Consider the following 16,884-nt stretch of genomic DNA (forward strand, 5'->3'; position numbering starts at 1 on the left):
CAACCCAATAAACCAATTATACAAAACCCAATTATGTCAAAAAATAAAAATACGCTTGCTGTGGTCTTAATAACATCCCTGTTCTTTATCTGGGGCTTTGCGTTAAATCTTAACCCGATACTGATACCGCACTTAAAAAAGGCCTGCCAGCTAAGTGATCTGCAATCGTCACTGGTAGATTCTGCGGCGTATTTTGCTTACTTTTTGTTGCCCATACCGGCTGCACAGTTTATGAAACGATATGGTTACAAAGGGGGCATCCTGTTTGGTTTAATACTTTTTTCGGTTGGTGCATTCCTGTTTTTCCCGGCTTCAATTGTACGTAACTACGCGTTTTTCCTGGGGGCGCTGTTCATCATATTTTCGGGTGCTGCTTTTTTAGAAACCGCCGCCAACCCATACATCAGCGTGTTAGGTGATCCGGAGAGCGCTACGCAACGTATCAACTTTGCACAAACGTTTAACGGCCTTGCAGCGGTATTGGCATCTTATTTAGGAGGCAAGGCCATACTATCGGGCAAAGTGCTTACGCCCGATCAGGAGAAGGCCATGTCGTCGCTACAATTGAATAACTATTTAAATAAAGAGGCGTCATCCGTACAATTGCCCTTCCTGATCATCGCAGTTACTGTGCTTATAGTGGCTATCCTGTTATGGCGTACCCATTTGCCCGAAATTGTTGAAGAAGGTGAAGGCCTGTCACAGCACGAAGACCGCACTTTTTTGGAGCGTATTGCCGACTTATTGAACGAAAAGGGTTTAAGGTTTGGGGTAGTAGCGCAATTTTTTTATGTAGGCGGGCAGGCCTGTGTAGGAAGTTTTCTGATCCGTTTTTCTGAAAGGGTAGCTGGAGTAGATGAGGCAGCGGCCAATAATTACCTTACTATGGCCCTTTTCGCTTTTCTGGCAGGCCGGTTTATTGGCACTTTCCTGATGTCATTTATCAACCCAGTAAAACTGCTGGCTATTTATGGTATCACCAATGTGTCGCTTATTGTGCTTTCGGTGTTTTTACACGGTAAGTTCCCGGTTTACGCGTTAATTGGAGTCGAGTTTTTTATGTCGATCATGTTCCCTACGATATTCTCGTTAAGTATCCGGGGATTGGGGGCCAAAACCAAAGAGGGTTCATCACTGGTGATCATGGCTATAGTAGGCGGTGCTATTTTCCCGCCGATAATGGGCAAACTATCTGATATGACCAATATCCAGATTGCTTACCTGGTACCGGCCGCCTGCTTTTTGTTTGTTTTTTACTTTGCCATACGAAATTTAAAAGTAAAAGAGGTGAAACTTACCGTATCCCACTAACAAATCAATTTTTATAACGAATATCCATATACCATGAATTTACAACTCACAGATAAAGTAATTATAGTAACCGGCGGTGCAAAAGGCATAGGCGAGGGCATAGTTAAAGTTTTGGCTGCCGAGGGCGCCATCCCGGTTATTATAGGCCGCAGCGAGGTTGATAATCTTAAAGTTGTCCATGAAGTTGAAGCCGCCGGTGGCAGGGCCTTCCAGGTTGCGGCCGAACTTACCGACCCTAAAGCCAACGAAAACGCCATTACCGCCACTGTAGCCAAATATGGCCGTATAGATGGCCTGGTAAATAACGCGGGGGTAAATGATGGTGTAGGCCTGGAAGACGGCAATTACGAAGCCTTCATCGCATCGCTGCATAAAAATGTGGTGCATTATTACCTGATGGCCCATTACGCCCTGCCCGAACTCATCAAATCCAAAGGCGCTATCGTCAATATCACCTCCAAAACTGCCGACACCGGCCAGGGGCATACCTCGGGCTATGCGGCGGCGAACGGTGGCCGTAATGCCTTAACCCGCGAGTGGGCCGTGGAGCTGTTGAAATACGGTATCCGCGTAAACGCCGTGGTGGTAGCCGAATGCTGGACCCCCCTGTACGAAACCTGGCTAAGCAAAATGGCCGACCCCGAAGCCAAGCTCCAGGAAATTCAATCAAAAATACCCCTGGGCAACCGCATGACCACCGCCGAAGAGCTGGCCAATACCACCGCCTTCCTGCTCTCGCCCGTATCCAGCCACACCACCGGCCAACTGGTATACGTCGACGGAGGGTACACGCATTTGGATAGGGCGCTGGCGAATGCTTAAGATAGAATCAAGAGGCAAGAATCAAGAGTTAAGACATTTGAACGCCGGCAAAAGCATAAAATAGAATCAAGAATCAAGACTTTTAAACGCCGGCGAATACTCACCCGCCCGTCGCTGCGCTGGGGCACCCTCTCTTCAACTTCGTTGGAAAGAGGGGCTTGAACGAATGATACTTATTGTAAGAAATAAAACGCTTCCAAACCCCTCTTTCCTGCGCAGCAGAAGAGAGGGATGTCGGGCGTAGCCTCGACAGGGTGAGTCTTCGCCGCCTTTCCGCCAATGACTAACCACCATCCACCAATGAACTAATGAACCAGTGAACCAATGAACGTTTCCGCAAACAACCTGTACGATTTCAGCTTCGCTTCGCTATCATAAATGTGCGATGTTGCCATAATCTCGTCCACCCCGTTCTCTTCCACAAAATCGGTTAGGGCCGCTGTAATTTTTTGCTTGCTGCCTATGAACGAGTAAGCCAGCATCTGCATCACGGCTTCCTCTTCAAACACGTTCCAGATGTGGGCCATGCTTTCAACCGGGGGTTGCAGCAGGCGACGTTTGCCGGTAACAATGCCCATAAACATTTGCTTAACGCTGGTGGCCAGGTATTCGGCTTCCTCGTCGGTATCGGCGGCTACTACGTTTACGCAGGCCATTACGTAGGGCTGCTGCAACACGGCCGAAGGTTTAAAGTTATCCCGGTATATTTTAATAGCCTCTTTAAAGTAGGCCGGCGCAAAGTGACTGGCGAAGGCATAGGGCAAACCCTTGGCCGCGGCAAGCCGGGCGCTATCCGTGCTCGACCCTAATATCCATATCGGTACCTCCAGCCCCTCGCCGGGAATGGCGCGAACCTTGGCATCGGCGTTATCGACCGAAAAATATTTTTGCAGCGCCTCCACATCCCGCGGGAAGTAAAACGACGCGTTCATGTTCTCGCCCCTGATGGCCATGGCGGTAACCTGGTCGGTGCCGGGGGCGCGGCCAAGGCCAAGGTCAATCCGGTTGGGGTAAAGGGTAGCCAGGGTGCCAAACTGCTCGGCCACCACCAGCGGCGAATGATTAGGCAGCATAATCCCGCCCGAACCCACGCGGATTGTCTGCGTATTGCCCGCCACATAACCAATTAGTAATGATGTGGCCGAACTTGCCACCGCAATCATATTATGATGCTCGGCAAACCAGTAACGCGTATAGCCCAGCTGCTCGGCCTGCCGCGCGTTCTGCAGGCTCAACCGGTAAGTATCGGCAATAGGGTGCCCCTCAACCACGGTAGCCAAATCAAGTACCGAATAAGCCAGCTTATCCAATGTTTTTAAACTCATACCACAAATTTAACCCTAAACCCCGCAGCAATGCGAGGGCCGGTGGCAGATATGACTTTGGCTAAACAATAGCCCTACGTCACCGTCATACGGGGGTAAAAAACGGGGGGGATGAAGGAAAAACAACGTATATCGCATGGCGGCGACGACTCACCCGGCGAGGTTGCGCCCGCCACCCTCTCTCTCGGCTTCGCCGGAAAGAGGGGCTTGAACGGTGGATATTATAATTGAAAAGCAACCAACCAGATAATGAATTTTCAAGCCCCTCTTTCCGGCGAAGCCGAGAGAGAGGGTGGCGGGCGCAGCCTCGCCGGGTGAGTCTTAGCCCGCGTTCAAAGCCAATGTTTATGTGTCAAAAAATCCCAGACTTACGAAGTTTTAAAAACTTCGTAAGTCTTTCGCCCGCTTGTCATTCCCCTTTCAGCCTCCGCCCGCCAACCTAACCACCATCCATCAATAAACTAATGAACATTAGCAAAATCCTCCGCTTTGGTAAAATACTCCAGCGCTAAAATCAGCAGGGTCGAGGTGGCGAAATTTACCTTTTGTATGGTGGGCAGCAGGTCCCAGTTGCTGGTGCCCCACAGGTATACGCCGTAGTAAAACAGCAGCACACAAATTATACACAGGAACTTAAACCAATGAAGCTTTGTTTTCAGGATATAAACGGTGATGATCACTATGCACGTCCAAAACAAACTGGTTGATATAATCAGCATCAAATCGTGATAGCGGGTTACGGTTAAAAACGTAAAAACCACGTTAGCCAGCCCCAGGTATTTGAGTATAATGCCCGCGTTTTTTACAGGTATTTTGCCGGCCATATGCACAAAAAACAGCGCATAACAACAGGGGAACAGCAGCATCCCCGCATATGCCCAAATCATGGCCGGGTTTGGGGCGCCGTTTAGGGCCCTGGCGCCAAACAGGTTGCTAATAAAATTCCGGCTCCAGCTAAAGCCCACCGTAGTTTCATCAAACATGGTGCCGCCCGGGTAAAGCCCAATGGCTACCCCCATCAAAATCAGCCCGATTACTACACCAATTAAAACAGCATGTTTCTTCATCATTTGCCCAAAGAGTAGGTTTTATAAAATTGGGTATATGATGCATTTACCGCCCCGTTGTTACCAATTTATTTTGCCTACGTCCATAAATATTTATCAGGAGGGCTGCGGGGATAGTTTGAGGCTTATAACTATTACCGGGTAAATGGCCTTCTGCTTGAATGCCTCACCCTTAATATCCGTATTTCTGTTGGTAATATCCGGTACGAAATCCGGTAGCTGTCAACTTCAAAGGCGTGGAAACTGCCATCATTGTTTTTCTTCAGTCTATCGGGTTGGTAGAGTTCTGATTTAAGGGGAAGCGACTTAATCTTTAATAAGATCCGCTGTTCAATTTTCTCAGCATAGGCAAACTGGTCGTTATCTTCCAGGTATTCAATAGCATCTATCAGCTGTTTTACAGCCAATTTATTCCATTTAATTTGCATTAAAGCGCTTTTCTCCTGTTTTTAAAAAGCTGCTCCACATCGTCGTGGCTAACAAAACTCCCGGCTTCAATCGCAGCATCTGCCTGTTCAATTTCGGCATTGTACTGGCCAATAAACGCGCTGTTAAGCTCATCGGCGTTTTTATCTACATCGGCCTGGTAGCTATAGCGCAGGCTATCCAAAAAAGCCAATAGCACTTTTTCTTCCTGTTCGTTTTTTGTGTTTACCAATACGCTCATAAACCAAATTTAACTAAATAAATTTAAAAAAAAACAAACCGATGGCGCCTATTGGTTTGCAGGCACACTATTTACCACCAGCTAAGCATTTAACCTCCAACCACCAATGACTAATGACCAGTGACTAATGACGAATAATGGCGTTGCCTGCGGCCCGTGCTGTACGTTCATACTGCACAGGCATTAGGCGCGAGGCCGGTATCCACTGCCATCACTAACGCGAACTGCGGGGAAGATTGTTGATTTGTGCTACAAATGAGCGTTGCGATTTTCATGCGGGCTACACCCCGCATTATCGGGGCGGCAGCGGCGGTAGAAGCGGGCGGTAGCCAACACTCAGCGCCCGCCAGGATATGTCACCCTTTCAGGGCTCTCATAAGTTATGGCGCTATAGCCACAGGGCGCTGCCCTGTGTTGGCATATCTGTCCCTTTCAGGGCCGGCAAAGTTAAAACCGGGTGGTGTACCAAACTGCCACCCATAGCTCAGCCCTGAAAGGGCGACATCCACCTGCGATGGGCATGGCCCATCGACAAAAGCCACATCAACCAAAGCCCTGAAAGGGTGACATATCAGTTCTTTTTAGCACAGGCCTTGAACAAGGCCCCGCCTGTGCTTCACATCGCCTATAAATTCACAAGCGGCCTAACCCGCGGGCAACGACATAACACGTGCATTAAAATGGGATAGACTGGGCGGTAGCGCATATCCAACACTTAGCGCCCGGCCAGGGATATGTCACCCTTTCAGGGCTCTCATAAGTTATCGCGTTATAGCCACAGGGCTTTGCCCTGCGTTGGCATATTAGTCCCTTTCAGGGCCGGCAAAGTTAAAACCGGGTTGTGTACCCAACTGCCATCCGTAGTACAGCCCTGAAAGGGCGACATCCGCCTGCGATGGGCATCGCCCATCGACAAAACCACATCAACCAAAGCCCTGAAAGGGTGACATATCAGCCCTTTTAGCACAGGCCTTGAACAAGAGCCCGCCTGTGCTTCACATTTGCCTATAAATTCACAAGCGGCCTAACCTGCGGGCAACGACATAACACGTGCATTAAAATGGGATAGAACTGGGCGGTAGCGCATATCCAACACTCAGCGCCCGGCCTGGGATATGTCACCCTTTCAGGGCTCTCACACGTTATTGCGTTATAGCCACAGGGCTTTGCCCTGCGTTGGCATATCTGTCCCTTTCAGGGCGGGCAAAGTTAAAACCGGGTTGTGTACCCAACTGCCATCCGTAGTACAGCCCTGAAAGGGCGACATCCGCCTGCGATGGGCACCGCCCATCGACAAAAGCCACATCAACCAAAGCCCTGAAAGGGTGACATATCAGTTCTTTTTTAGTGCAGGTAATAAGTATGGGCTTTGCGTGATGGCTGACCAATGCTTCACAACAGGTTTCGGCTATAAGTGGGAGAATTGACCTAACCTTCAGGCGGCCACATAAACTTTGTAGCCTTTTACAAGCCGCTATTTGATGGTGACAATACCCAACAAAGGCGCGTTGGGACACCAACAGAGGCGAACGAGCAATAAGGAAGAAAGAATATATTAATACCACTTATTAAAAAAACATAATTACATTTGATGAACCTACATCCATTATCAAATGCTCTTCTTGTTTTTGTATTCGGCACAAAGCATTGTGAATTGGCTTTCGGAACACGCGAATTATCAAAGAAATTATTAAAATTTAAAACATGGAACTTTCAACCTACCAAGAACAAGCGAAAAAAACCATTCAAAAAAATGCATCAAATACAGAAAGCGCCGAAATAGTACCATTCCTTGGTATTATTGGCGAAGTCGGATCAGTGGTTACTCAGTTAAAAATTAAATTAAGAGTAGGCGACTCATATGTAGCGTATAAAAGAAAGCTTGGCGAAGAATTAGGGGATGTGTTGTGGTATATCTCTGCTATTGCCACACAAAATGATATAAGTTTAGAAGAAATTGCTGTTCGCAATCTTGAAAAAATCCATGATCGATTTTTAGTTGACGAATCCGAATCTTTTAAGGACTTCGATGGCGCTTTTCCAGAGGCGGAGAAATTTCCCGGTGAATTTGAAATCGAATTTATTTCATATGATGAAGATGGCAGAAAAAAGCTCAAAATTATCGATAAACGCGATGGCTTAATGATAGGCGATCCATTAACTGATAATACTTATGAAGAAGACGGTTATAGGTATCATGATATTTTTCATTACGGCTACCTTGCTGTATTAGGTTGGTCTCCAGTTTTGAGAAAGCTATTGAAATTGAAACGCAAAAGTGATCCTGAAATTGATGAAAATGAGGACGGAGCTAGATCTCAAATAACGGAAGAGTTGATTTCATTATTTATCTATCATCATGCATTGGAGCATAACCTTTTGCAATACGTTTCAAGTGTAGACTCTGGGGTAATAAAACAAGTTCAAAATCTCGTCAAGAATACTGAAGTTAAGGAATGCACAGGGAAGCAGTGGGAAAAGGCGATATTAAATTCATATGAAATTTTCAACACGCTCAGAAATAATCATGGGGGGAGAGTTTTAGTAAGTAGAAAAAATAGAACTTTGATTTATCTAGGTAAAAATTAACTTTACCGCCTCTTGTAATTTCATGATGTTAATAATAAATAAGTTAGTTAAACCCAAAGTCTCAAATGTATATGACACATATTGGAAGTTCGCTGCCGAAAGGCAAAATGTTTTTTTTAACAAAATAGCGAATTTGCCCTTTTTGACAACGGATCCAATTTTACAGAATCATAAGTTTACGAACGCGTACCGCGCATCCGACCGAGTAAGCCAATATTTGATTAGAGAAGTAATCTACCAGGGAGATCAAGAGCCGAACGAGCTGTTGTTCCGCATATTGTTATTTAAAATTTTTAACAAAATCGAGACTTGGCAACTGCTTTTACATGAAATTGGTGAAATAACTTGGCGAAATTACAACTTCGACCGGTACGATAAGGTGCTTAGCGAAGCAAAGAAAGCTAATGAAACGATTTATTCAGGTGCCTATATTATGGCATCTGCTAAAAGTGAATTCGGCTATGATTACAAACATCAAAATCATCTTCGTCTTATTGAACTAATGATTACTGGAAATTTATCAAATAAATTACTGGAAGCACGTTCTTTAAGTGAAATTTATGAACTGTTATTAAGCTACCCTACAATTGGACCGTTTCTCGCATATCAATATGCTATAGACATCAACTATAGTCAAATGATTGATTTTAATGAAATGGATTTTGTAGTACCAGGTCCTGGCGCAAGGGATGGTATTAGTAAATGTTTCATTGATATGGGTGATTATAGTGAAACAGAAATTATAGAATATGTTACAGACATACAAGAAAGTGAATTCAAACGTTTAGGTATTGAATTCCGTGATCTTTTTGGGCGGCCGCTTCAATTGATTGATTGTCAGAATTTATTTTGTGAAACCGACAAGTATGCTAGGGTAGCGCACCCGGAAGCGGAGGGGCATTCTGGCAGGAAAAGGATCAAACAAATATATCGTCCGCAAAAAGGTGTGATCAATTACTGGTTTCCTCCTAAATGGGGAATTAACGAGAACCTTTTGCTCTGAAGCTTCGTCTACAACAACCTAAGTACTGCCCGTTAACCATCCTATATCTTTCGAATGCGCTCCAAGATTTTCATAACAATGCTTATTAAAGCGTCATTATCTAATATCTCATCACCAATCTTATTAAATAAATCTAACAACTCTTTGTCATCTGGTAAATAGTCATCAGGATTACCAGCAACGCGCGTCCACAGTTCCTTGGCCATTGAACCGGTACACCCGACAGGTATAGGGATTACGTTATGTTGGAGGCATATTTCAAACTCTTCCAATATTCCGCTTGATAGGGCAACCGAATCATCTTTTAGTTTATTGCCAAAAAAAAATAAAGCCACACCCGCGCGATCAATCATTTCGTGACGATATCCTGTCCAAACCTTATTAATCTCAGATATACCTGACTTGACTTGAGGAAAAGGTCGTAGAATTAAAAGGTCGTCGAGATTTCGGTAATTAGAATTAAGTTTATAATCTAGCGCACCATTTATTACGATACTACCGATTCCCAATCCAAAACCGGAAATGATTTTATACCCTGCTTTTGCCAACTCATAACTTAGTTTATGAATCAGAATAATAGCATTATCTTGATTATAAGGCTCGTATGTATGAGCCGCGCCGGAAATGAAAACATTTTTTAATTTAATCCTGCGTTCAACTTCCAATAATATATTCTCTATATCTGGATAATCTTCAACTGTTATTGCATGTATTCCATATCTTACTAAGTCTTCTATTTTAAGTTCTTGTTTAATTTTCGCGTAAAGAAATGCCTCTTTTTGTTCTTCGACATTACCTTTAAAATCACTTTCGTGAACCTTTTTGAAAAAGCAATAATGTGTTGGAGTATTTTTATTCAACAATATTTTTATTCTGCTTAAAATATACTCTAGGTTTGGGTCGTCAAAGCTAAAGCCAATGAACAGAAATGTCTTGGACAATAGATCACCTCTAAGTGCAGTAGCAAAAAAAGGCCGGTTTTCAGCATAGGTTTCGTAGTCGTCTTTGGTTAATACAGCCTCGTCTGGGCTATCCTTATCACCATGCATTTTGTAGACAATAGCATCCTTTTTCTTGATATTACTTGCAAAATCGGCGTTTCTTATCTTTACCTCTACTGTTTTCTTTTCGGCAACTAGTGAGTTCTCTATAAGTTTATCATAATTTGTTGTCCAGAAGGTAGCAATTCCTATCCGCGCAAGTAACTTGTGATTTTTGCTCCCTTCCTTAAGGGTTGTAAATTCATTCTTGATCTTATTATTGATCTTGCCTCTTGATTTTTTGTTTAAATGGTATTGGGCGAGCGAGATTAAATCGTACTCTTTATCAATATCCAAGTCGATTTCCTCTGCAAGATCTCGTAATAGCTCCCTCCAATTTACAAACCCTAGCCCTGCTGAAAGTCCCGCTCCCGCAAATATTGCTGCATCGCCATTCATAACTTCAACGGCATATTTATCAATAAAGTCTTTTTGTTGTTTTGTAAATTTCATCTTATAATTTTAGCCAATCGACAAGTGAAACCTCTCTTCCATTAGGATATACTATTTTGTAATAATCTATCGAATAATCACCATGCTCAACTCTAGGATAGATTTGAAGATATTCATTGCCTTCCCAATCTTTACTATTCTCTGCGAGAGGCAGAATACAAATTTTATCTTTTGTTAGCTTATAAGTGTCTCCAATTCCTACCTCCCAATTGCACCATTTGGAGATTACTGCTTCATTAGTGGCCAATAGAATAAATTTGTCGTTGTCGTATATTTTTGTTTTAATTTTTGCAGCTGTAGCTCCGTTAGTCTTTTCCGGCATAGTTTCATCAGCCCAATCAACATATATCTTCAAGCCAATATTCTCGAAAAACACTTTTGCTTGTTCAACAATTGGACGATTTCGATGCGAATGAGAAAGAAATATGGAAGTAGCTGATAAAGACTTTGAAAAACTGCGTGTTTCCGTCAAATAGGTCCGCAAACCACTAACTCCTGCTTTTTGCCTCGCGGTTGCTTCGAATTGATTTTTGGTAAATATTGCCATAATTACTATTTATAGATCTTCCAGTTAATGGGGTCACCATTGATACCAGAACGTTTGTTTTCTACTAGCCAGTCGACGAATCTATCAGCAACCGCAGTTGGTATAGCCGGGCTTTTTACGCTACGACCGTTGCTACAAACTGCTCTAAATTCTTCCGGAATCTCAAAAGCTTGATCGCCAAAATAATAAAAGGTTTCACTAATCAATACATATTTGCCTGCCGTATCTGCATCCAAATGATCTTTATTAACTTTGCCGCCATCTAGCGAATGGGCTGAATCTTCTTGTATCCAATTACCATCTTCGTCTTTATGATAAATGTTATCGCCATAAAGTTGTACTACACTGCCGTTTAAAACAGGTTTCTTATATTGAAAGCGTGAATCTTCCCAATACTTCTCAAATGTGATTTTTTCTTCCACTCTCATCGCGTAAATTAAATAGTGGAGTCTATTTAGAGCAACACTACCTGTTCCAAATATCCAATCCCCTATTTGCAAACGTTTATTGTTGCGTATTGCACCTTTGCATACAGCTAAAGTGCAGTATTTGCCAAATGGATTTGGCGCTAATCCAAAATCGTGTTCTATCTTATATGAATAATATCCCATTTTAACGTTTCTTATTACATTTAACCCTTATTACTGTATTTACAGGCGGACGTGGTTTGCTGTCCGGATTTTCCACGGGTATTGGCTTGCCATCGATAGCATCACAGACTTTGTCAATCGAGTTCCACCCGAGCACAGCGCCACCATAGCGCTTAAAACTTTCAGGTAAATTCACATCATCTTTGCACCCATGTAAATAAATACCTACAATTGTTTTTCCTTGAAGATAGGCTTGTTTTATTTCGTAGTCGACCCAAGGCCGACTATGAGTTTCTCTGCCAATAAGGCAGATAAATGTGCCAGCCCATGATATTCCATCCTTTAGCGTCCTAGCAATCTGCTTGTCACTAGGTCGGACATCTGTATGCTTGGTAGAATCAACAGAACTATTTCGAATCGTGTATCCCTGGTCGGTCAAACGGTCTTTTAATCCCTGAACGTGGCGGTCATCTTTCCCATGATGACTAATGAAAATGTTTCGAGTTTTATTCATAAATATACAATTCTTCACTACAACAGCAGCTAGTTGTACATTTAATTGAGCGCACACAAAGCAAAAAAGTTTAAAATGTAAAAACTATTTATACCTTTGCGGCGTTTTTAAAATAACAACTGCGAGCAAGCAGTTTAATTAAATCAATGGTGGCCTGCATCGATCGCCAAATTTTTGCAGGTTGCCATTAATTTGTTTCAATGTACGGGCCAATTTTTTATCGATTTTAAGAATCAACATAGGCGGAGTAGATTGTATATTTTGGCATGATTTTTTTTATTGACCGTCTTGAGATTGAGAATTTTAAATCGCGGAACTATTTTCTCAATCTGATTAATTTATTCCCCAATTCCCGTAAAATAATTAAATATATTTTTTTGCTAACAAAATATATTTATTGTGATATTATTATCCCTTGGCAGATGGAATGACATTATGTCTCATTTAACATCAACTTGTCAGATTAAAAGTAATTCAATGCTGCCAAATGCCTTGTATTATTTTATTTAAGTCTTAATTTCAATGGTTTGTTTAAAGGAATATGAATATTTCGATTTCCTTTAAACAAACCGATCATTGACACTGTTGAGCCAACGCACAAACCTCTACTCAACACCTGCGCTAAAATGTATTTTATTCGTCCAGGCTAATCACCCTTGCGGTATTAAAAGCGCCATGCTCACGGTGCCGTACGTAGCCAAGCTGGTTTGTTACCAGTTGGGTTTTACCGAGCGTAAAATGGCCGGTGCCTGCATGGTTGTGCCCGTATACCCAATAATCGGCATCAAAGGCGGTAATTAAATGGTCAAGGTTGGTTGCAAATGCGTCATTCAGCGGGCTGCCGGCGTACTCAGCAGGATAATTCAAAAATGTTGGCACATGGTGGGTAATGATGATGTTTTTTTCGCCCTCGTTGCTGCCGGGCATTTTGTCAAAGCAGCTATGCAGATACGCTACGCACCCGGCATGCATCCGGTTATATTGTTGTGCCGATAAGCGCTGGCCTTCAAACCTGATGGCGTGAAAATCCATTAAGCCCCGTTCGATGTACCACGCGTTTGATGCCCCGATGTTTGACCATAAGGTAGTAAAATGCAGTCGGCTATTTTTTAGCCGGATGCTTGTATTGTTTAGCAGCGTTACGTTAGGACGGATAGCTTCGGAGAAAGCACCGGTACGGTTAGCCATATCGAAATTGTAATACTCGTGGTTGCCCGGAACCCAATAGGTTTGCTGGTAGTTATCGGCTATAAAACTGAAAAAATCCTGGTGTTTATCTATCAGTTTTAAGGGCATAACGTCGCCCGCAAGCAAGAGGATCTCCCCGGTTACTTTCAATGGGTTCTTCTTTATGTACTCCACATTTTCAGGAAATTCTAAATGAAGATCGGATGCTATTTGTAAACGCATAACAACTGCCTTTTAACCCTGGCAGGCGGCAAATAACAAATTTTATTGTCCGCATGCAAGTCGCGATGATTTTGTAGGGTATTGTGTTCCCTTATTGCTTTTAAATACAATTAAGTTAAGCGTTTTCAACCCTGTAGGAGTATAACATTTGTAGAAAAATAGGAAAACAATGCTCCGTGCCGTACGGAACTTATGTAGCGTACCTACGGCACGCAAAAAAGTTGCTACAAATGTTTTGCTCCGATGGAGCAACCTGTCAACTCTTTAACTTAATAGCATAGAGGGTAGCATTCCCGCCGCCACCATCCCTTGGCGCAGTGTTGTGCGGGTGCACGCGTGAAGGCCACTTGTGACTTCCTTTTAATAAATACCAATCAAAGCACAGACGAGCCAACGCTCAAACCTTTACTCAACACCAGCTAAAACGTATTAGCGTGTTCCGCCTTTACTCATTTTAATGTTCGTGCTAAACTGTTTAGCAGGTTGTGCCAAAGGTACCGTACATTGGGTTTGTGTCCCCGCGTTCGCGTTAGGGATGGCAGCGGATACAGGCCCACGAGCGTAATGCCTGCAGGCGTATGAGCGCACAGCCCGGCCCGCAGGGAACGCCAGGAAGAAGAGTGAAGAGGTTAGGGTTAGAATCAAGAATCAAGACTTTTTTTGGGGTTGATTTGTGGGGAGGGGAAGCGTTTAAACACTAAAAAACAATCTCAAAATCCTAAATTAAAAAGCTCCGAAATCGAACATCCGAATTCCGAAATCATTTGGCTTAACACGCGGAGTTGCAGGGTGGAGAAACGCCTCGCTACAATTCCGATGGAGGGAATAGCACTGGGCCGCTTTGAGTAACCGACGATGCACGGGTGAGCCCATGCTGAAGCCTTTTACCTAACAATTGCCGTAAGCCATGTTAACCATGATAAAATACAATATATTGATTATGAAGTATTTAAAAAATATATTTTCGAAATGTGTTAAGTTATGTTAACCCAACTTACAGGCGTTTGCCCTGCGGTTGGCGTTGATAAAAAGGGCGGCATATGGCGCTGCCGCTGCCATTGGCAATTAGAAATAACACGCGCCTGCGCCGGCAGCAGGTTAAACCATAACCTCGGGATAATACCTGGCTATTAAATCCTGCGATGGTTTATCAAGCCCCTTAACCAATTTGGGTGCATCCTGCGGGCGGGTGTCTTTTTGGTTTAATACGTTGATGAGGCTCCAGTTTTTTACGGGATGTGCGGGACTTGGGTCGGCGGGTTCGGTGGCTTTTAAATCGTAGCGGGTAAAGTCGATTACTTTGGGCGCGGTGTTTAGGTGCCAGTCGCGCAGGGTAGCCAGCCTGAACTCCTTATTCATATACCATTTAATTTCCAGGTTGTTGTAGGAGTCGCCCAGGCCCGAGCCACGTTCTTCAAAACGGTAGTTTAGCTGGTTGTTGTTTTTATTTTGGTTTCGCCAAATGTTGCCATACTCGCCAAAGGTTATAAAATGGGTATCGGGCCAGCGTTTTTTGGTATCGGTTACCCACATTTCAAGTGCGTTGCAAATTAAATCTTTGCCCATCTCGTAAACCAGTTGAGCCTCCCATATATTGGTTACCCAGCCAAATTTGTTTAACTCGAAGCCTCTATCAAAATGAACAGACTGTGTGTGCATTACTTCGCGGTGCCCCAAATCCAGTCCCCAGCCCACATACGTTTCCAGCGGGCCTACGCCACGGCGACTATTATAGCCGTCAATTTTTTGACCTATGGCTCCGCTGCGACGGGCGCAAATAAAATCCATGGTCCAGCCATCCAGGTTTACACAATCGATAAAATCTGTACTGCCCTGCGCCGGCTTGCAAAAATGTTCTGTTGAAGGATAAAAGGGGTACGAGGGCGAACCGTCGGCACCTCCGCCGTCAATATTAAACTGGCTCCAGATAACGGCGTGTGCCGCGTGGATGTTTTCATGCACGGCTAGGTATTTTAAATTATCGGCAGACAAAAAACCACCCATGATAGCTTGCGGCCGGTAGCCCTTGCCTACAAAGTTGGTAATGATCTGGATGGCCTCGGTCATCTCTTTATTGATCCTTTCACGTGGCAGGTACATGGCCGGGAAGTAACCGGGGAAATAAGATACCTCGTCGCCATATTTTTGCTGGCACTCTACGGTATAGGCGCGAATTTCGGCATAGTTTTTACGTTTATCTTCCAGCGCGTTCAGGGTAAACCCCCAGGTGAGCCGCCCATCGGGATTGTTTTTGGCAAAAGCTTCACGCATAGCCTTAACGCCGGCCAGGGTATGCCAGTTGGCTTCATCGCGCGGGTGCAGCTTTACATCTCTGGATACCTCCCATGGCGTAGTACGTACCATAATGCAAAAAGTAACAAAGCGGTTGCCGTTTAAAGCTAAGGGCGCTGCCGCACTGTTAACAGGCGCAGCAAAACCCTTTAAAAACTGCGGACCAGCAATTAAACCGGCCCCCGTAATGGCCGATGTTTTGACAAAAGCACGTCTATCCATGGTATGTATTTGATGTTATGAAGCCAAATATACTGGAATTGGGGAATGGTTGGGGAAGAATCAAGAGGTTAGAATCAAGATGTAAGACTTTTTTGGGGGGGGATTTGTAGTCCGGTAGCGGTAAGTTCATAGCGGTACCTGTGGACGGACGGACACCTTGTACCTGCAATAGGGTAAGTTGATTGGGTTGATAGATTGATTAAGTTGATTGGGTTGATAGATTGATTAAGTTGATTGGGTTGATAGTTGGGATTAATTTTTTAACCTAATCAACCACTCACTTAATCAACCCAATCAACCATTCCAACCACTCACTAATAATAATATACATTCTCCTGGGCATGGACGGTCAGCTTTTTTGTATCGGTAGCTGCCGAGAGGCCCTGCACCCAGATGGTATTGAGGGTTTTGTTTTTGATGCGCACATCGGTAAGGGTATACAATACGGTAGCTGTACCGGCCTTATGAATTTCGAAGGTGTAGGTGCTGCCGCCGGTAACGGTTACAAACGGGGTGTATTGTTTGTAGGTTTTTGCCGATGCCAGGGTAGCGCCGCCTTTAACAACCAGGTCGAGCGCCTGGTTATCGGGACTCAGGTTAACAAAGCGGATGCCGGCTTTGCCTTCATCCGGTACGCCTACCGAGTCGGGGATAACCAGTATGGCAGGCGTGCTTACCACGTTAGCCAAAAATACCGAATAAAGTTTATTGGCTGCAAAAGTAGCCGTATCGCTGATGATTTTTTGGCTGCTATTGCCTACGTAAAATGTGATGGTGCGTTTGCCGGTATAGGCATTAATGTAATCCAAACTTTCGCCGCTTGGGATGTAAAAGTTATTGGCCCGGTTCTGGTCGAGGAAAAAATCAACCGGCTGCGCATCGGGCGAGGCGTTGATTGCCGAAACCAAAGCTATTTTGGGCGCTATGTATTGGTGGTTATCGTCGTTTTTAAGGCACGATGTTAAAGAAACCGCAAGCAAACATATCATCCCGATCATGCCTGCCCTTTGTGTAAAAATTTGCTTCATAGTA

17 protein-coding genes are annotated in these 16,884 nt (G+C 44.1%); 4 read left to right on the forward strand and 13 right to left on the reverse strand.

All coding sequences use genetic code 11. The annotated features are described in order from the left end of the window. The first annotated feature begins 33 nt into the window (after positions 1-33). Positions 34-1,311: an L-fucose:H+ symporter permease gene (fucP, locus tag FSB76_RS16465; RefSeq protein WP_147055167.1), complete on the forward strand. Its 1,278-nt coding sequence runs from the start codon at positions 34-36 to the stop codon at positions 1,309-1,311. Between the two features lie 33 nt (positions 1,312-1,344). Beyond that, positions 1,345-2,133 carry an SDR family oxidoreductase gene (locus FSB76_RS16470; RefSeq protein ID WP_147055169.1) on the forward strand — a complete coding sequence of 263 codons (789 nt, stop codon included), beginning with the start codon at positions 1,345-1,347 and terminating at the stop codon, positions 2,131-2,133. A gap of 305 nt (positions 2,134-2,438) precedes the next feature. Here FSB76_RS16470 and FSB76_RS16475 read toward each other — a convergent pair whose 3' ends face one another. From FSB76_RS16475 to FSB76_RS16500, 6 genes are all read right to left on the reverse strand, one after another. Continuing rightward, positions 2,439-3,458, reverse strand: coding sequence for an LLM class flavin-dependent oxidoreductase (locus FSB76_RS16475; protein ID WP_147055171.1), 1,020 nt, complete (start codon positions 3,456-3,458; stop codon positions 2,439-2,441). Between the two features lie 461 nt (positions 3,459-3,919). After that, positions 3,920-4,528, reverse strand: coding sequence for a hypothetical protein (locus FSB76_RS16480; protein ID WP_147055173.1), 609 nt, complete (start codon positions 4,526-4,528; stop codon positions 3,920-3,922). 131 nt (positions 4,529-4,659) lie between these two features. Beyond that, complete coding sequence (locus tag FSB76_RS16485) at positions 4,660-4,953, reverse strand: type II toxin-antitoxin system RelE/ParE family toxin (RefSeq protein WP_147055175.1); 294 nt, start codon at positions 4,951-4,953, stop codon at positions 4,660-4,662. Next, entirely contained in the window at positions 4,953-5,192 is a 240-nt protein-coding gene (locus tag FSB76_RS16490) for a hypothetical protein (protein ID WP_147055177.1), read from the reverse strand. The genes FSB76_RS16485 and FSB76_RS16490 overlap by 1 nt, the downstream gene beginning before the upstream one ends. Before the next feature lie 769 nt (positions 5,193-5,961). Then, positions 5,962-6,159: a hypothetical protein gene (locus FSB76_RS16495; RefSeq protein ID WP_147055179.1), complete on the reverse strand. Its 198-nt coding sequence runs from the start codon at positions 6,157-6,159 to the stop codon at positions 5,962-5,964. A gap of 175 nt (positions 6,160-6,334) precedes the next feature. Continuing rightward, entirely contained in the window at positions 6,335-6,580 is a 246-nt protein-coding gene (locus FSB76_RS16500) for a hypothetical protein (RefSeq protein WP_147055181.1), read from the reverse strand. Between the two features lie 316 nt (positions 6,581-6,896). Here FSB76_RS16500 and FSB76_RS16505 point away from each other — a divergent pair, with 316 nt between their 5' ends. Beyond that, positions 6,897-7,781, forward strand: a complete 885-nt coding sequence (locus tag FSB76_RS16505; RefSeq protein ID WP_147055183.1) for a nucleoside triphosphate pyrophosphohydrolase family protein — start codon at positions 6,897-6,899, stop codon at positions 7,779-7,781. 22 nt (positions 7,782-7,803) lie between these two features. Next, on the forward strand, positions 7,804-8,784 hold the full coding sequence (locus tag FSB76_RS16510) for a nucleotide kinase domain-containing protein (RefSeq protein WP_225976223.1): 981 nt from the start codon (positions 7,804-7,806) through the stop codon (positions 8,782-8,784). A 41-nt stretch (positions 8,785-8,825) separates the two neighbouring features. Here the strand turns inward: FSB76_RS16510 and FSB76_RS16515 are convergent, their stop codons facing one another. The 7 genes from FSB76_RS16515 to FSB76_RS16545 form a co-directional block, all read right to left on the reverse strand. Beyond that, on the reverse strand, positions 8,826-10,277 hold the full coding sequence (locus FSB76_RS16515; protein WP_147055185.1) for an SIR2 family protein: 1,452 nt from the start codon (positions 10,275-10,277) through the stop codon (positions 8,826-8,828). 1 nt (position 10,278) lies between these two features. Further along, on the reverse strand, positions 10,279-10,824 hold the full coding sequence (locus FSB76_RS16520; protein ID WP_192910081.1) for a toll/interleukin-1 receptor domain-containing protein: 546 nt from the start codon (positions 10,822-10,824) through the stop codon (positions 10,279-10,281). A gap of 5 nt (positions 10,825-10,829) precedes the next feature. Next, on the reverse strand, positions 10,830-11,435 hold the full coding sequence (locus tag FSB76_RS16525; protein ID WP_147055187.1) for an Nmad2 family putative nucleotide modification protein: 606 nt from the start codon (positions 11,433-11,435) through the stop codon (positions 10,830-10,832). 1 nt (position 11,436) lies between these two features. Continuing rightward, on the reverse strand, positions 11,437-11,928 hold the full coding sequence (locus FSB76_RS16530; RefSeq protein ID WP_147055189.1) for a TIR domain-containing protein: 492 nt from the start codon (positions 11,926-11,928) through the stop codon (positions 11,437-11,439). Between the two features lie 633 nt (positions 11,929-12,561). Next, positions 12,562-13,338: a metallophosphoesterase gene (locus FSB76_RS16535; protein WP_147055191.1), complete on the reverse strand. Its 777-nt coding sequence runs from the start codon at positions 13,336-13,338 to the stop codon at positions 12,562-12,564. Between the two features lie 1,098 nt (positions 13,339-14,436). Beyond that, the gene (locus FSB76_RS16540) at positions 14,437-15,852 is read right to left on the reverse strand and encodes a DUF3863 domain-containing protein (protein WP_147055193.1); all 1,416 of its coding nucleotides are present in this window, start codon (positions 15,850-15,852) and stop codon (positions 14,437-14,439) included. A gap of 314 nt (positions 15,853-16,166) precedes the next feature. After that, on the reverse strand, positions 16,167-16,880 hold the full coding sequence (locus tag FSB76_RS16545; RefSeq protein ID WP_147055195.1) for a DUF4397 domain-containing protein: 714 nt from the start codon (positions 16,878-16,880) through the stop codon (positions 16,167-16,169). Positions 16,881-16,884: the final 4 nt, after the last annotated feature.

It is taken from the genome of Mucilaginibacter ginsenosidivorax, assembly GCF_007971525.1.
GTDB lineage: Bacteria > Bacteroidota > Bacteroidia > Sphingobacteriales > Sphingobacteriaceae > Mucilaginibacter > Mucilaginibacter ginsenosidivorax.

Excerpts from the sequence above, each read along its gene's own strand:
- FSB76_RS16475 (WP_147055171.1), bottom strand. The coding sequence starts at position 3,458 with ATGAGTTTAAAAACATTGGATAAGCTGGCTTATTCGGTACTTGATTTG.
- FSB76_RS16535 (WP_147055191.1), bottom strand. The coding sequence starts at position 13,338 with ATGCGTTTACAAATAGCATCCGATCTTCATTTAGAATTTCCTGAAAAT.
- FSB76_RS16540 (WP_147055193.1), bottom strand. The coding sequence starts at position 15,852 with ATGGATAGACGTGCTTTTGTCAAAACATCGGCCATTACGGGGGCCGGT.
- FSB76_RS16515 (WP_147055185.1), bottom strand. The coding sequence starts at position 10,277 with ATGAAATTTACAAAACAACAAAAAGACTTTATTGATAAATATGCCGTT.
- FSB76_RS16490 (WP_147055177.1), bottom strand. The coding sequence starts at position 5,192 with ATGAGCGTATTGGTAAACACAAAAAACGAACAGGAAGAAAAAGTGCTA.
- FSB76_RS16530 (WP_147055189.1), bottom strand. The coding sequence starts at position 11,928 with ATGAATAAAACTCGAAACATTTTCATTAGTCATCATGGGAAAGATGAC.
- FSB76_RS16470 (WP_147055169.1), top strand. The coding sequence starts at position 1,345 with ATGAATTTACAACTCACAGATAAAGTAATTATAGTAACCGGCGGTGCA.
- FSB76_RS16525 (WP_147055187.1), bottom strand. The coding sequence starts at position 11,435 with ATGGGATATTATTCATATAAGATAGAACACGATTTTGGATTAGCGCCA.
- FSB76_RS16510 (WP_225976223.1), top strand. The coding sequence starts at position 7,804 with ATGATGTTAATAATAAATAAGTTAGTTAAACCCAAAGTCTCAAATGTA.
- FSB76_RS16520 (WP_192910081.1), bottom strand. The coding sequence starts at position 10,824 with ATGGCAATATTTACCAAAAATCAATTCGAAGCAACCGCGAGGCAAAAA.
- FSB76_RS16505 (WP_147055183.1), top strand. The coding sequence starts at position 6,897 with ATGGAACTTTCAACCTACCAAGAACAAGCGAAAAAAACCATTCAAAAA.
- FSB76_RS16545 (WP_147055195.1), bottom strand. The coding sequence starts at position 16,880 with ATGAAGCAAATTTTTACACAAAGGGCAGGCATGATCGGGATGATATGT.
- FSB76_RS16485 (WP_147055175.1), bottom strand. The coding sequence starts at position 4,953 with ATGCAAATTAAATGGAATAAATTGGCTGTAAAACAGCTGATAGATGCT.
- fucP (WP_147055167.1), top strand. The coding sequence starts at position 34 with ATGTCAAAAAATAAAAATACGCTTGCTGTGGTCTTAATAACATCCCTG.
- FSB76_RS16480 (WP_147055173.1), bottom strand. The coding sequence starts at position 4,528 with ATGATGAAGAAACATGCTGTTTTAATTGGTGTAGTAATCGGGCTGATT.